Origin of the sequence: Clostridioides sp. ZZV15-6388 (assembly GCF_020657755.1) — a bacterium.
Classification (GTDB): Bacteria; Bacillota; Clostridia; order Peptostreptococcales; family Peptostreptococcaceae; genus Clostridioides.
The window spans coordinates 166151-180286 of sequence record NZ_JAGWCU010000006.1; the positions used below are offsets into that span (position 1 = coordinate 166151).

Below are 14136 nucleotides of genomic sequence, written 5' to 3' on the forward strand. Positions count from 1 at the left end.
GTTTATAATGGATATTATAGAGGAATATATAGATTACATAAAAGATAAAAAAAAATTATCAGAAAACACAGTGGCATCATACTTTATGGATATAAAAAAATATATGGAATATATAAATCAAAAAAGCATTAAACTAGTAGATATAGTAGAAAATGATATTATAAGTTATTTAATAAAGTTGGAAAAAGATAATGTATCAATAGCTACAATAGCAAGGATGATATCATCTATAAAATCTTTTCATGATTATTTATTTTTAAATCATGTATGTACAAATAATCCTGCAAAGGATATAAAAAAACCTAAGGTAAAAAAAGAAAATATAAATATACTTACAGAAGAAGAAATTGAAAGATTATTAAATTTTCCTAAGTTAACAACACCTAAATTAATTAGGGACAAGGCTATTTTTGAAGTATTATATGGTACAGGTATAAAAGTATCAGAACTAGTAGATATGAATGTAGACGATGTTGACTTGGATATTGACTATATATATTGTAGTTCATGTTGTAAAAGTCAAAGAGTTATACCACTCTGTGATATTACAAAACTTTATTTAGAGAAATATTTAAAAGAAGCAAGACCTAAAATAGCTGTAGAAGGTGAAAAGTCATTATTTGTAAGTTCATTAGGACAAAGGTTTACACGACAAGGTCTTTGGAAAGTTATAAAAAAATATTCTAATTTAGCTAATATAGATAAAAACATAAATCCTACAATGCTTAGACATTCATTTGCGATTCACCTTTTGAATGAAGGTGCTAACATTGCTGTTGTAAGTAAAATCTTAGGAAATGTTAATTTGTCTAGTTTACAAGTATATTTAAACCACATAGATAAAAACGTGAGAAGAGAAATAAAAGAAAAACATCCTAGAAATGATATTGATATAGAGTTACAAAAAGTAGAAGCTAAATAGACTGTATAGCAAATTTTATAATTTAAAAGGAGCATATTTATATGAGCAGAGTAATTTGGATTGTAATTGATAGTGTTGGAATAGGAGCATTACCTGATGCTGAAAATTTTGGAGACAGTAAGGATGTAAGTACTCTTGGAAATATATTTAAAGAATATCCAGATATACAAATTCCTAATATGAGAAAATTAGGTATAGGAAATATAGATGGTGTAGATTTTTTTGAAGATGAAAAAGAGCCAATAGGATGTTTTGGAAAATGTAAGGAAATGTCTCAAGGAAAAGATACTACTACTGGTCACTGGGAAATGACTGGGATAATAGTTGATAAACCCTTTAAAACATTTGAGCATGGATTTTCAAAAGAAATTATAGAAGATTTTGAGAAAAAAACTGGAAGAAAAGTAGTAGGAAATAAGCCAGCTTCAGGTACTGTGATAATTGATGAATATGGAGAATATCAAATAAAAACTGGAGATGTAATAGTATATACTTCAGCTGATAGTGTATTTCAAATAGCAGCTAATGAAGAAGTGATTCCATTAGAAGAGTTGTACAGTATGTGTAAAATAGCTAGAGAAATAATGATGGGTGATAATGCAGTTGCTAGAGTAATTGCTAGACCATTTATAGGTAAAAAAACAGGTGAATTTGTTAGAACTTCAAATAGAAGAGATTATTCACTAGACCCATTTGAACCAACTGTACTTGATAATATAAAAGAATCAGGTCTTGAAGTTTTAGCTGTTGGAAAAATAGAAGATATTTTTAATGGTAAAGGAATTACAGAAGCTATTCATACTAAAAGTAATATGGATGGAGTAGATGAAACTTTAAAATATATGAAACAAGACAATAAAGGCTTGATATATTCAAACCTTGTTGATTTTGATTCAAAATACGGTCATAGAAGAGACCCAGAAGGATATAAGAAAGCACTTGAAGAGTTTGATAATAGACTTCCTGAGATAATGAGCAGTATGAGAGAAGACGATATTCTTATAATTAATGCAGACCATGGAAATGACCCGACATATAAAGGTACAGACCATACAAGAGAATATATTCCAGTAATGATTTATGGTAGTAAGGTTAAAAAAGGATTTAATTTAGGAATAAAAGATACTTTTGCTGATATTGGAGCAACTGTTGCAGATATACTGGATGTAAAATCGCCTAAACATGGAGTGAGTTTTAAAACAGATTTATTTTAAATATTAAATAGAAGATAAATATATTAAAGTAATAAAAATTAGCTTAATAGTATGAATGGAGGGATTGGAATGTTTGAAAAGATAGAACAAAGTAGTAAATTTATAAATTCTAAAATTAATATAAAGCCTAAGATTGGTCTAATATTAGGTTCTGGACTTGGTGATTTAGCAAATGATATAGAAGATTCTGTCATAATTAAATATAGCGAAATTCCAAATTTCCCTGTTTCAACAGTAGAAGGACATGCTGGGCAACTTGTTATTGGAAAGCTTGCAGGAAAAGAAGTAATTGCTATGCAGGGAAGATTTCATTATTATGAAGGTTATTCTCAAAAAGAAGCTACTTTTCCAGTTAGAGTTATGAAAGCTCTTGGAGTCGAAATTCTTGTAGTAACTAATGCTGCTGGTGGCGTAAATAAACAATTTAAACCAGGGGATTTGATGATTATAAGAGACCATATAAATTTTAGTGGGAGTAATCCATTAGTAGGAAAAAATGATGATAGACTTGGAGATAGATTTCCAGATATGTCAGATGCCTATTCTTGTAAATATGTAGATATAGTTAAAGAGTGTGCTAAAGAATACAATATAGATGTAAAAGAAGGTGTATATATGTTCTTTAGTGGACCTAATTATGAAACACCAGCAGAAGTAAGAATGGCTCAAATATTGGGGGCTGATGCAGTTGGAATGTCAACAGTTCCAGAAGTTATAGTAGCAACACATTCTAATATTGATGTTATTGGTATATCTTGTATAACTAATATGGCTGCTGGTATTTTAAATCAACCATTAAGTCATGAAGAAGTTATACAAACTACTCAAAAAGTTAAATCAGAATTTTTGAACTTAGTTAAGAGCACAGTTAAGAATTTATAGAGGATTTAAGTAAATTTATTATAAAATAGACAATGTACAATTTGAAAATAATTAATAAGGAGCTGTCTTGATATAGAAAAGTATTTCTAATAAGAGACAGTTTTTTATAATATTATAATATATAAATATATTTATAAATTTAAAAATCTATTTACATTATTACAGATTAGAATGGAGATTTCAAGTATGAGAATGTATGATATTATAAAAAAAAAGAGAGATAATTTAGAACTTAGTAAAGAAGAGATAAATTACTTTATAGAAAATTATTCTAAAGGAGATATACCTGACTATCAGGCTTCTGCACTATTAATGTCTGTTTATTTAAATAAGATGAATAAACAAGAGACTGTATATCTTACAGAAGCAATGATGCACTCTGGTGATATGATAGAGCTATCAGGTATCGAGGGTATAAAAGTAGATAAACACAGTACGGGTGGTGTCGGAGATAAGACTACAATAGCTCTTATACCTCTAGTTGCTTCATGTGGAGCACCTGTTGCAAAAATGTCTGGCAGAGGTCTTGGACATACTGGAGGAACTATTGATAAATTGGAAGCTATACCAGGTTTTTCTACAGAAATGGATATAAACAAATTTATCGATTCTGTAAATAAGCATAAAATAGCAGTTTGTGGTCAAAGTGCAAAGGTAGCAATTGCAGATAAAAAAATATATGCTCTTAGGGATGTTACAGCAACTGTAGATAATATATCATTGATAGCATCTAGTGTAATGTCTAAAAAGCTAGCTTCAGGAGCTGATGCAATCGTATTAGATGTGAAAACTGGAAATGGAGCATTCATGAAGACTTTAGAGGAGTCTTTTGAATTGGCAAAGGCTATGGTTAATATAGGTGTTGGTATGAATAAAGATACCATAGGAATTGTGACAGATATGGATGAACCTTTAGGATTTGCTGTTGGTAACTCTTTAGAGGTTATAGAAGCAATTGAAACTTTAAAAGGAAATGGACCAAAAGACCTTGTTGAATTATGTGAAGTTTTAGGAGCATATATGCTAGTTTTAGCAAAAGTCGCATGTAATTTTGATGATGGTATTGAAAAGATACGAGAATCAATAAAATCTGGTAGAGCTATAGATAAACTTAAAGAGTTTATAGAAAATCAAGGTGGAAATAAAGACATAGTTGATGATTATTCTTTATTTAAAGAATCAAAGTATAAGTATCCAGTAAAATCAGATAAATCTGGGTATATAAGTAAGATTAAAGCAGAAGATATAGGCATATCAGCTATGATTCTTGGAGCTGGTAGAGAAACTAAAGATGATATTCTAGATTTATCAGCAGGAATAATTTTAGAAAAAAAAGTTGGAGATTATGTAAAAGAAGGTGAAGTTTTAGCATATATGTACTATGATGATGATAAAAAACTTACATTGGCAAAGGATAGATTCGTCAATTCATATTCTATTGTAGATGAAAAAATAGAAAAAAATAAATTAGTATATGGTATTGTAACTAAAGATGAAATTAAAAAGTTTTAGAAAATTTTAGAAAAAGTGATTATAAAAAGCCTAACATGTCAAAAATAGTGTTAGGCTTTTTATTTTTTTGAAAAGCTTGAGAAGTAATAAATATATAATAATAAAAATATATTTTAAAGTATTTTTTTATAATATAAATAAGTTTATTCGACAAGATGATTGAAAATTACAGTGCTTAGCTTTATAATAGAAAATGGACAAATATACATAAGGAGTAGATTATATTATGAATTTTAAAAAAAATAGATTGAAAATAGTAGCATTAATAGTTGTTATTTTAATTGTTGTGATAGGTATATTTGTGTCTATGCAAATAGGTCCTTATGATAAAAATAACAAAGAAGATGTAATTATTGAAATTCCAAGTGGAGCATCAGTTGGAAAAATATCTGACATACTATATGAAAATAAATTAATAAAAAATGAACTATTGTTTAAATTGATAGTAAAAGTGAGTAATAAGGCTCCATCTATAAAATCAGGAACATATTTACTTAATCAATCGTATTCAAATAATGATATAATAAGCCTTTTAGCTTCAGGAAAAATATATCATGATGGTGTAAAAGTAACTATTCCAGAAGGTTCTACATCTAAAGAAATTATATCAATATTAGTAAATAAAAATTTAGGAGATAAAACCACTTTTGAAAATCTAATAAAAAAACCTAAAGAGTTTTATGACAAGTTTACATTCTTGAAAGAAGATGGAATAACTTCTTTAGAGGGATTTTTGTATCCAGAAACTTATTATTTTAATTCAAAAAAACAATCAGAGGAAGATATTTTAAGTGAAATGTTAAAGGTATTTGATAGTAAATATACAGACAAATTTAAAAAGAAACAAAAAGAATCAAAGATGACTCTTCAAGAAGTAATGGAGATGGCTTCAATAATTGAAAAAGAAGCTGTACTTGATAAAGATAGACCAATAATAGCAAGTGTATTTTACAATAGACTTAAAGTGGGTATGCCTCTTCAATCAGATGCAACAATACAATATATATTTGAAGAAAGAAAGAAAATTGTAACTTATAATGATTTAAAAATTGATTCACCATATAATAGTTACAAAAACAAAGGATTACCTCCTACACCAATATCAAATCCTGGTATAAAATCTATTGAGGCAGCACTTTACCCAGATAAAACAGATTACTTGTATTTTGTAGCAAAGATTGATGGAGGAAATAACTATAGTACAAACTATCAAGACCATTTAAAATATGTTAAAGAGTACAAGGAAGCGAGAGATAAACAAGGTAAAGATACAAAAACAACAAATAATGAAAATACCAAAAAATAAACAATGATTATAAAAAGTCTAACAGGGTAAGAATAATGTTGGGCTTTTTTATTGAAAATTGTTATTCTTAGATTTATAATAAAGAAAGTGTAAATATACAGAGCAATATGAATTTAAAAAATAATAAATTAAGACAAAATTTTAATGTTTATTATTTTAGGGAGTGTTTTTATGAGTAATATAGTTAATGACTTGGTTGAAGATTATATAAGAGTAACATTAAAGGAAAAAGAAGGACTTTTAAAAGATTTGGAAATTTATGCTGAGGAAAATAGTGTTCCTATAATACACAAAGAAGTTTCAGATTTATTAAAAGTTTTATTAAAGATTCAAAAGCCAAAAAGAGTTTTAGAAGTAGGGTGTGCAATTGGTTATTCCTCTATTTTCTTTGCAACAATCATAGGAAAAGATGCAGATATAATAACTGTTGAAAGAAGCGAAAAAATGATAGAAAAAGCAAAAGAAAATATAAAATTAGCTGGTTTTGAAAATAACATAACTATACTAGAAGGAGATGCAGAAGAAAAATTGAGTCAAATCCAAGGTGAATTTGACCTTATATTTATAGATGCAGCAAAAGGTCAATACAAGCTATTCTTTGATTTAGTTATAGATAAACTAAAAGATGGCGGATTATTAGTTTCTGATAATATTTTATATAAAGGAATGGTTGCACATGAGGATTTTGTTGTAAGAAGAAAGAAAACCATAGTAAAAAGAATGAGAAATTATTTAGATTATATATGTAATTGTGATTATTTGAGTACATCATTGATACCAATAGGAGATGGTGTAGCATTAAGTTATAAAGAAAGTAAAAGAGGTGACGTAGATGGAATTAAATAAAGTTGAACTTTTAGCTCCAGCAGGTGATTTGGAGAGATTAAAAATAGCTATAACATATGGAGCAGATGCTGTTTATATAGGTGGAGAAATCTTTGGAATGAGGTCTGCTGCAAAAAACTTTAGTAAAGAAGATATGGCAGAAGGTGTAGATTTTGCACATGAGAGAGGGAAAAAGGTATTTGTAACAGTAAATATAATCCCTCACAATGAAGATTTTCTACAATTAGAAGCTTATTTATTGGAGTTAGAAGAGATAGGAATAGATGCAGTTATAATAGCTGACCCAGGTGTTCTTAGTGTAATTAAAAAAGTAATTCCAAATATGGAAATACATTTAAGTACACAAGCAAATACAACTAATTATCTTAGTGCCAATTTTTGGTATGAACATGGAATAAAAAGAGTTGTAGTGGCAAGAGAATTATCATTTGATGAAATATCTGAAATAAGAGCTAAGACACCTTTAGATATGGATATAGAAGCTTTTATGCATGGAGCTATGTGTATTTCTTATTCAGGAAGATGTTTGATAAGTAATTATATGACTGGAAGAGATGCAAACAAAGGTTCTTGTGCTCAATCTTGTAGATGGCAATATCATTTAGTTGAAGAAAAAAGACCAGGAGAATATTTCCCTATATATGAAGATGAAAGAGGCACATTCTTTTTTAACTCAAAAGATTTGTGCATGATAGAATACATACCAGAATTAATTAAATCTGGTATAACAAGCTTAAAAATAGAAGGAAGAATGAAGACATCATATTATGTTGCAACAGTTGTAAGAGCATATAGAATGGCAATAGATGAATTTTATAAGGACCCTGAGAACTGGAAATTTAATCCTATTTGGATGGAAGAGTTAAAGAAAGGTAGCCATAGACATTTCACATCAGGTTTTTACTTGAATAAACCAACAACAGAAGACCAAAATTATCAATCAGCATCATATGTTAGAAACTATGATTTTATAGGTATAGTTAGAGAGACAGAGGATGAAAATGGGCTTATTGTAGTTGAACAGAGAAATAAAATGTGTGTTGGTGATGAAATAGAAGTTATGGGACCATATAAAGAAACTATGTTTACTAAAATAGAAGAAATGTACAATGAAGAAGGAGAGCCTATAGAATCAGCTCCTCACCCTAGACAGATAGTTAAGTTAAAACTATCTGTAAAAGTTGAGAAAGATTATATGCTTAGAAAAATTATAGAAGAAAAAGTTGAAGAGTAATAAAAATTTAATAAAAATAGTATTAGCCCCTTAGAAATTGTCAATAATGAAATTATCTAAGGGGTGATTTCATGTCAAAAAAGAAGACTCCATTTTTGAAAAAAGTGGGAAAGAGAAGCTGGTATATATTTACTGTAATTTTAATAATTTATAGTGGTTTAATCTATAGGCTAGTTGATATACAGGTATTAAAAGGTGATAAGTACAAAAGAAATGTTGAATCACAGAGTGTTGAGAAAGTAGAGTTAAATAGTGGACGAGGCATAATTTATGATAGAAATAATAAGAAACTTACAGATACAAGTAAAGTTCAGCTTTTAGTTGTTGAGAAAGAAAAATTAAATAACAACTATAAAATACTAGAACTTGTTAAGAAGGCTACTAAGATGGATGATTTGGAAATATATAAAATTATACAAGAACAATTGGCGAATCCCATAATACAAATTCAGACTGAAAACATTGATAATAGCATGAAAAAACAGCTTGAGAAAAATGGGATAATGCTAGAAGAAAAGACTATGCGATATTCACAGGATGGTTTGTTATCACATACAATAGGTTATATAAAAGATGATGATAAATCAGGTCAATTGGGAATAGAAAAAAGTATGGATAGTGTACTTAGAAACTCAAATGAAAAATATATAAGTGCTTTTAAAGCAGGGGATGCAGGAAACGAAAAATCTCTAAATATTTTAAAGGGAAGTGTAAAAACAGTTGATGAAAAAGATAAAGATAAACATTTAAAAACTACTATTGATTATGATATTCAAAAAAATTTAGAGCAAATACTAAATAAAGAAGAAAATCCAACAGCAGCAGTGATTTCGGATGTATCTACAGGTGAAATTATTGCTATGTGCTCTAGACCTAATTTTGACCAAAATAATATAGCAAAGAGTTTAAAGAGTAAAAATGGAGAATTTGAAAATAGAGTCATAAAATCGACATATCCGCCAGGTTCTGTGTTTAAGATGGTAGTCCTATTTTCTGCACTTGAAAATGGAGTTGTAGATGAGAATTATACCTATAATTGTAAAGGGAAAACTAAAGTCGGAAATAGTAATGAAATATTACGATGCAACAAACTAGATGGGCATGGTCTTCAATCCTTACAGCAAACTTTTTCTAATTCATGTAATCCAGCATTTTTAGATATAGCAATGAAAGTTGGTAAAGAGAAGATATTAAAATCTGCTGAGAAATTGCATTTATTTGAAAAGGTTGATATTGGTCTTGATGAAGAACGAATTAGAGAAGCTCCAAAAAATATATCAATACGTAATTTAGCTATAGGGCAAGAAAATATAGAATTTACACCACTCCAAATAAATCAAATGACCCAGATAATAGCTAATAATGGAACATTTGAACCATTATATTTATATAAAAGTCTTGTAAATAATGATATGAAGACAATAAAAACTTATAAGTCTTCAAAAAAGGAAGAAATTATTTCTCCTTATGTGTGTACACAAGTAAAAGAAATTATGAAGTCTGTTTCTAAAGTTGGGACAGCTAAAGTCTTAAAGGATTTAGAAGGAGGATGTGGGGTAAAAACTGGTACAGCTCAAAGTAGTCTGAATAAAAAGCCAATAGATCATGGTTGGATAACCGGATTTTATCCAGAGAAAATACCTAAGTACGTAATAACTGTGCTAGTAGAAGGAACTCAAAAGGAAAGTAAATCAGCAATACCTATATTTAAAGAAATATGTGAAAGTATAAAATAAAGTCATGTATTATAAAATTTAAGGATATATCGTAATTTTAATTTTTAGGTAAGTTGTTTTGGCTAATGTTATACGATATATCCTTTTAAAAATATAATATTAATTTTCTTGAACAAGCTCTTTTTCTAGTTTCTTAAGAGCTTTTTTTTCGATTCTGGACACATATGATCTAGAGATATCAAGTCTTTGTGCTATTTCTCTTTGAGTTTTATACCCATAAGGAGTTAACCCGTATCTTAACTGGACAATTTCTCTTTCTCGAGGAGTAAGGATTTTATTAAGTTGTTCATATAGTTTTCCAACCTGAACTTTTAACTCCACTTCATCAAGAACATAATTGACATCTGTACCAAGTATATCTAAAAGACTTATTTCATTACCTTCTTTATCTGTTCCGATAGGGTCTTGTAGAGATACTTGTGATTTGTTTTTTTTGTTAGATCTGATATTCATTAAAATTTCATTTTCAATACATCTAGAAGCATATGTTGCCAATCGAGTTCCTTTATCTATATTATAAGTTTCTATAGCTTTTATTAATCCTATTGTACCTATAGATATTAAATCATCCTGATCTTCTGTCGAATTGTTGTATTTTTTTGCGATATAAGCTACTAATCTCATGTTTCTTTCAATCAATGTATCTTTTGCACTTTTATCATTTTCTATTTTAAATTTAGTTAAATACTCAATCTCTTCTTCAGGGGTTAAGGGTTTTTCAAAAGATTTAAGCGCTGCCAATAAGTCACCCCCCTTTTCAACGGTCACTTTAAATTATATGAAGGAGACTTATCCAAGTTGACTGTTATTCAATAAAATAATATGTATACTGTTAGAATTTAAAACATATATTTACAAACCTTTGGCTGTAATATAACATTAAAAAGAAGAACTTAAGTTTAATTTTTTGTTGAATATATAAAAAATAAGACGGATAAATTATTAGTTTATTTGGTATAAATTGAATTTTAGATGTCAATAAATAAAAGGGAGGAAGATATGATTGTAAATAGCGAAACAAAGCTTATATGTCTTTTAGGACATCCAGTGAAACAAAGCTTTTCACCAATCATGCATAATTATTTGTTTGAAAAATACAAACAAAATAATGTTTATGTATGTTTTGATGTAGAGCCAAAAGATTTAGGAAAAACAGTAGAGTCCATAAAAAGTATGGGAATAGAGGGTTGTAATGTGACAATACCTCATAAGGTAAATATAATTAAATACTTGGATTGTATTGATTACAAAGCAAAATTAGTAGGAGCAGTTAATACTATTAAGAATGAGGGAGGTGTATTAAAAGGATATAATACTGATGGAGTTGGATTTGTAAAATCTGTAATTGAAAATGGGTTTGATTTAAAAGACAAAAAGGTCATGATATTAGGTTGTGGAGGTGCGTGTAGAAGCATTTCTATTGAACTTGCATTTAATAATGTAAAATCTATAGAAATAAGAAATAGAAGTATAGATAAAGCAAGGGAAATATCAAATATAATAAAGTCTAGTTTTAAATTAGATGTAGACTGTACCACTAAAGAAGTTGATAAAAATGATTTAAGTAAAATTGATATACTTATAAATACTACACCAATCGGTATGGGGAATAACTTATGTCCAATCGATGAATCATTGATTCCAAACAAAAAAATACTAGTATGTGATATAGTATACAAGCCTCATGAAACAAGCCTTATAAAATGGGCGAGAAAATACAATTTAGATGTTATGTATGGCATTGATATGTTAATAAATCAAGGTCTAAGTGCATTTTGTATATGGACTGGAATAAGGTTAGACAGTAATGAAAATGATTGTATAAAAGAGATTTATGAAAAGAATTTATAACTAATTCCTTAAGATTTAATCTATAGAATATAAAATATTAATGAGAGGTTTTTATTATTGAAAACGAAAAAGAATGGTTTTATATCAATTGAATGTATAATGAGTATTGCCATATTATATGTAGCTGTGTATTTGGTATCTACATCTTTATATAGCTGCTATAGTTTTATTAGTAAAAATGCATCTAATAGAGAAATGTTAAATATTGCAAAGAAATACTTGGAAGATGAGAAATATAAAATAAAAAATAATGAATATCAACTGACTGAGGATGAAATAAATAAAAATTACATAAAGGGTTATGAGATTAATAGCACAGTGAAACAAATTTTAAACTATTATCAATGTTATGAGATAAATATGGAAATTAAGAGTGATTTAAAACAATTAAGATTTAACAGTTATGTTACGAAATAATAAAGGTTCTATATTAATAGCAACATTGATAATATTTTCTATTATAAGCACTGTATGTATTATGTGTATAGGTTTAATTTATAGTAATGATAATATATTTGAATTAGAATATAAAGATGCTAAGTTAAGGGAAGCTTCTTTAAGTGGTATAGAAATATCAATAAGCAATGTGCTTTGCTGTGTTGAGGAAGCCATTAATATATCTAATAATGAGGAAGAATTTAGAGACTATTTCTTAGGAAATAATACGATTGATTGTATAAAAAAAATAAAAGATATATCTTATAGTAATTTAGAAGAAGTTCATTTAAAAATAGAAAACAATACTATATATGACAACGGAGATTTTTTTGAGTTTGATATAACAAGTACAGCCAGAGAGAAAGACTTTTTAAAAGTAATAAAAGTGAGAGTAAAAGTTAAAAATCCATGGGTAGGAATTGATATTAAAGATTATATAGATGATGATTACAGTAATAAAGATTCTATTGAAGCATATGATGAGTCTAAATCGTTTGACCAAATAGAACTTTCAACTGTATTTGAGTCTGACAGTAAAGATTTTGATAATCAAAACACTAATGGAGATGAAGAAGAAATAGACCAAGAGATAATAGAAAATATAAAAAAGAACTTTGATGAAAATTTTTTAGTATATGTATATAAGTATAGGGGTGTATAACTTTGAAAAAAGAAGGAATGTGACTGTAATAGAATTAGTAGTATCCATAGGTATAATACTATTGATAGCTACAATATGTTTTCCAAAAGATAATCTTGAAAATCATAAAATAAATTTATTTGCACGTCAACTTTGTTCAGATATAAGATATGTTAGACGAATTAATATGTTTAGCAACTACAATACATATATATACTATATAAAGCAAAAGGAACAAGAAGGATATGTATTGAGGAAAGATGGCAAAAATATTAAATCCATAGTACTGCCTAGAAATGTAAGAATCGCAAGAAGTATTGAAACTATAAAATTTAAATCTGATGGCTCACCTCAAAAAGCAACTACAATAGAGATATATAATGATAGATTAAATAAAACTATAACAATAACACCTGTAAGTGGAAGAGTACTTTTGAAAGAGGGAAAATATGAAACGTAAATGTGGATATTTACTTTTAGAAAGTGCAGTGTCTTTAACGGTAATTGTAGTACTGGTGATAACTTTATATTCTATATTTATACTTACAATGAATTTAAAAGTTAAAATAGAAGATAAAATGGAGTTACAGCAACAAAGTATTGAAATCACAAAATCTATAGAAGGAATCATTAGTAATTCTAGGGGTATAATAAACTTATCTTCTAATGATGAAGGTTTTAAAAAAATGACATCTATAAAATGTAGATATGTAGATGAAAATACAACTGATAATGAAGAATATACAAGCAACAAAGAAATTATATTAAATGAGAGACGAAATAAGTTGTTTGTGAATTCTTTAAATGGTGAAAGTAGCCAAGCTGGTGGATATGAAATTGGTGATTATGTAGATGAAATGTATGTCTCAATGTCTAATAATGGAGAATATATTAATATAATATTGAAGTTATCAAAACGTAATCAAAAATATGAAACTGAGTTTAAAGTAAAAGTATGGAATTTTATTAAAAATGTATAATTTTAACCTCCTATGGTGAAATTCCTCTTCCTAGCCATAGGAGGTGGAGGATGTAAGCCTAACCGATAGGTTATTTATTTTACTTGATTTTCAGAAAAATGTATTGTATTGTAAAGTCAGTAGTAAAAACTGAAAGGAAGTAATTACAATGAAATTAGATAATAATAATCATTCAGTATTTTTGTTACACTATCACTTAGTTATGTGTATAAAATATAGAAGAAAAGTAATAGATAACTCTATATCAGATAGACTAAAAGATATATTTGTAGATATCTCCCAAAATTATGGAGTGGAGTTGCTAGAATGGAATCATGATATTGACCATGTGCACTTGTTATTCAAAGCAAAACCAAATACAGAGATATCTAAACTGCTAAATGCTTATAAATCAGCATCAAGTAGAAGAATAAAGAATGAATTTCCAAGTATTCGTAAGTCCTTATGGAAAGAATACTTTTGGAGCAAAAGTTATTGTCTAGTAACAACTTGTGGAGCTCCATTGGATGTTGTAAAACAATACATAGAAAATCAAGGAAAGTAGGGATAATATGCTAAGAGCATATAAATATAGA

15 protein-coding genes are annotated in these 14136 nt (G+C 27.9%); 14 read left to right on the plus strand and 1 reads right to left on the minus strand.

Annotated features, from left to right (window positions below):
• Positions 1-7: 7 nt before the first annotated feature.
• The 8 genes from KGF48_RS06155 (at position 8) to KGF48_RS06190 (ending at position 9652) form a co-directional block, all read left to right on the plus strand.
• Positions 8-922 carry a tyrosine-type recombinase/integrase gene (locus KGF48_RS06155; RefSeq protein WP_227827130.1) on the plus strand — a complete coding sequence of 305 codons (915 nt, stop codon included), beginning with the start codon at positions 8-10 and terminating at the stop codon, positions 920-922.
• A 41-nt stretch (positions 923-963) separates the two neighbouring features.
• Positions 964-2136 carry a phosphopentomutase gene (locus KGF48_RS06160; protein ID WP_227867822.1) on the plus strand — a complete coding sequence of 391 codons (1173 nt, stop codon included), beginning with the start codon at positions 964-966 and terminating at the stop codon, positions 2134-2136.
• Between the two features lie 69 nt (positions 2137-2205).
• On the plus strand, positions 2206-3018 hold the full coding sequence (locus KGF48_RS06165) for a purine-nucleoside phosphorylase (RefSeq protein WP_227840276.1): 813 nt from the start codon (positions 2206-2208) through the stop codon (positions 3016-3018).
• A 186-nt stretch (positions 3019-3204) separates the two neighbouring features.
• Positions 3205-4530, plus strand: coding sequence for a pyrimidine-nucleoside phosphorylase (locus KGF48_RS06170; RefSeq protein WP_227867823.1), 1326 nt, complete (start codon positions 3205-3207; stop codon positions 4528-4530).
• A gap of 226 nt (positions 4531-4756) precedes the next feature.
• Positions 4757-5836 (plus strand): endolytic transglycosylase MltG, encoded by a 1080-nt coding sequence (gene mltG / locus KGF48_RS06175; protein ID WP_227840274.1) that lies wholly within the window; start codon positions 4757-4759, stop codon positions 5834-5836.
• Between the two features lie 171 nt (positions 5837-6007).
• On the plus strand, positions 6008-6682 hold the full coding sequence (locus KGF48_RS06180) for an O-methyltransferase (protein ID WP_227867824.1): 675 nt from the start codon (positions 6008-6010) through the stop codon (positions 6680-6682).
• Complete coding sequence (locus KGF48_RS06185; RefSeq protein ID WP_227840273.1) at positions 6669-7916, plus strand: peptidase U32 family protein; 1248 nt, start codon at positions 6669-6671, stop codon at positions 7914-7916. Before KGF48_RS06180 ends, KGF48_RS06185 begins: the two co-directional genes overlap by 14 nt.
• A gap of 71 nt (positions 7917-7987) precedes the next feature.
• The gene (locus KGF48_RS06190; RefSeq protein WP_227867825.1) at positions 7988-9652 is read left to right on the plus strand and encodes a peptidoglycan D,D-transpeptidase FtsI family protein; all 1665 of its coding nucleotides are present in this window, start codon (positions 7988-7990) and stop codon (positions 9650-9652) included.
• A 99-nt stretch (positions 9653-9751) separates the two neighbouring features.
• Here KGF48_RS06190 and sigK read toward each other — a convergent pair whose 3' ends face one another.
• Entirely contained in the window at positions 9752-10393 is a 642-nt protein-coding gene (gene sigK, locus KGF48_RS06195) for an RNA polymerase sporulation sigma factor SigK (RefSeq protein WP_227827138.1), read from the minus strand.
• A 258-nt stretch (positions 10394-10651) separates the two neighbouring features.
• On the opposite strand from sigK, the gene aroE reads away from it, so the two are divergent.
• The 6 genes from aroE (at position 10652) to tnpA (ending at position 14105) form a co-directional block, all read left to right on the plus strand.
• Positions 10652-11503 carry a shikimate dehydrogenase gene (gene aroE, locus KGF48_RS06200; RefSeq protein WP_227840264.1) on the plus strand — a complete coding sequence of 284 codons (852 nt, stop codon included), beginning with the start codon at positions 10652-10654 and terminating at the stop codon, positions 11501-11503.
• Positions 11504-11560: 57 nt separating this feature from the next.
• Positions 11561-11920 carry a hypothetical protein gene (locus KGF48_RS06205; RefSeq protein ID WP_227827140.1) on the plus strand — a complete coding sequence of 120 codons (360 nt, stop codon included), beginning with the start codon at positions 11561-11563 and terminating at the stop codon, positions 11918-11920.
• Positions 11907-12602, plus strand: a complete 696-nt coding sequence (locus KGF48_RS06210) for a hypothetical protein (RefSeq protein ID WP_227840263.1) — start codon at positions 11907-11909, stop codon at positions 12600-12602. Before KGF48_RS06205 ends, KGF48_RS06210 begins: the two co-directional genes overlap by 14 nt.
• Before the next feature lie 19 nt (positions 12603-12621).
• The gene (locus KGF48_RS06215; RefSeq protein ID WP_227827142.1) at positions 12622-13041 is read left to right on the plus strand and encodes a hypothetical protein; all 420 of its coding nucleotides are present in this window, start codon (positions 12622-12624) and stop codon (positions 13039-13041) included.
• Positions 13031-13561, plus strand: coding sequence for a hypothetical protein (locus tag KGF48_RS06220; RefSeq protein ID WP_227840262.1), 531 nt, complete (start codon positions 13031-13033; stop codon positions 13559-13561). Before KGF48_RS06215 ends, KGF48_RS06220 begins: the two co-directional genes overlap by 11 nt.
• 148 nt (positions 13562-13709) lie before the next feature.
• Positions 13710-14105, plus strand: coding sequence for an IS200/IS605 family transposase (tnpA, locus tag KGF48_RS06225; protein ID WP_227867826.1), 396 nt, complete (start codon positions 13710-13712; stop codon positions 14103-14105).
• Positions 14106-14136 lie beyond the last annotated feature (31 nt).

What these genes read in the sequence shown, in the direction of transcription:
- KGF48_RS06155 (WP_227827130.1), top strand. Translation starts at nt 8, where the DNA reads ATGGATATTATAGAGGAATATATAGATTACATAAAAGATAAAAAAAAA.
- KGF48_RS06160 (WP_227867822.1), top strand. Translation starts at nt 964, where the DNA reads ATGAGCAGAGTAATTTGGATTGTAATTGATAGTGTTGGAATAGGAGCA.
- KGF48_RS06165 (WP_227840276.1), top strand. Translation starts at nt 2,206, where the DNA reads ATGTTTGAAAAGATAGAACAAAGTAGTAAATTTATAAATTCTAAAATT.
- KGF48_RS06170 (WP_227867823.1), top strand. Translation starts at nt 3,205, where the DNA reads ATGAGAATGTATGATATTATAAAAAAAAAGAGAGATAATTTAGAACTT.
- mltG (WP_227840274.1), top strand. Translation starts at nt 4,757, where the DNA reads ATGAATTTTAAAAAAAATAGATTGAAAATAGTAGCATTAATAGTTGTT.
- KGF48_RS06180 (WP_227867824.1), top strand. Translation starts at nt 6,008, where the DNA reads ATGAGTAATATAGTTAATGACTTGGTTGAAGATTATATAAGAGTAACA.
- KGF48_RS06185 (WP_227840273.1), top strand. Translation starts at nt 6,669, where the DNA reads ATGGAATTAAATAAAGTTGAACTTTTAGCTCCAGCAGGTGATTTGGAG.
- KGF48_RS06190 (WP_227867825.1), top strand. Translation starts at nt 7,988, where the DNA reads ATGTCAAAAAAGAAGACTCCATTTTTGAAAAAAGTGGGAAAGAGAAGC.
- aroE (WP_227840264.1), top strand. Translation starts at nt 10,652, where the DNA reads ATGATTGTAAATAGCGAAACAAAGCTTATATGTCTTTTAGGACATCCA.
- KGF48_RS06210 (WP_227840263.1), top strand. Translation starts at nt 11,907, where the DNA reads ATGTTACGAAATAATAAAGGTTCTATATTAATAGCAACATTGATAATA.
- KGF48_RS06220 (WP_227840262.1), top strand. Translation starts at nt 13,031, where the DNA reads ATGAAACGTAAATGTGGATATTTACTTTTAGAAAGTGCAGTGTCTTTA.
- tnpA (WP_227867826.1), top strand. Translation starts at nt 13,710, where the DNA reads ATGAAATTAGATAATAATAATCATTCAGTATTTTTGTTACACTATCAC.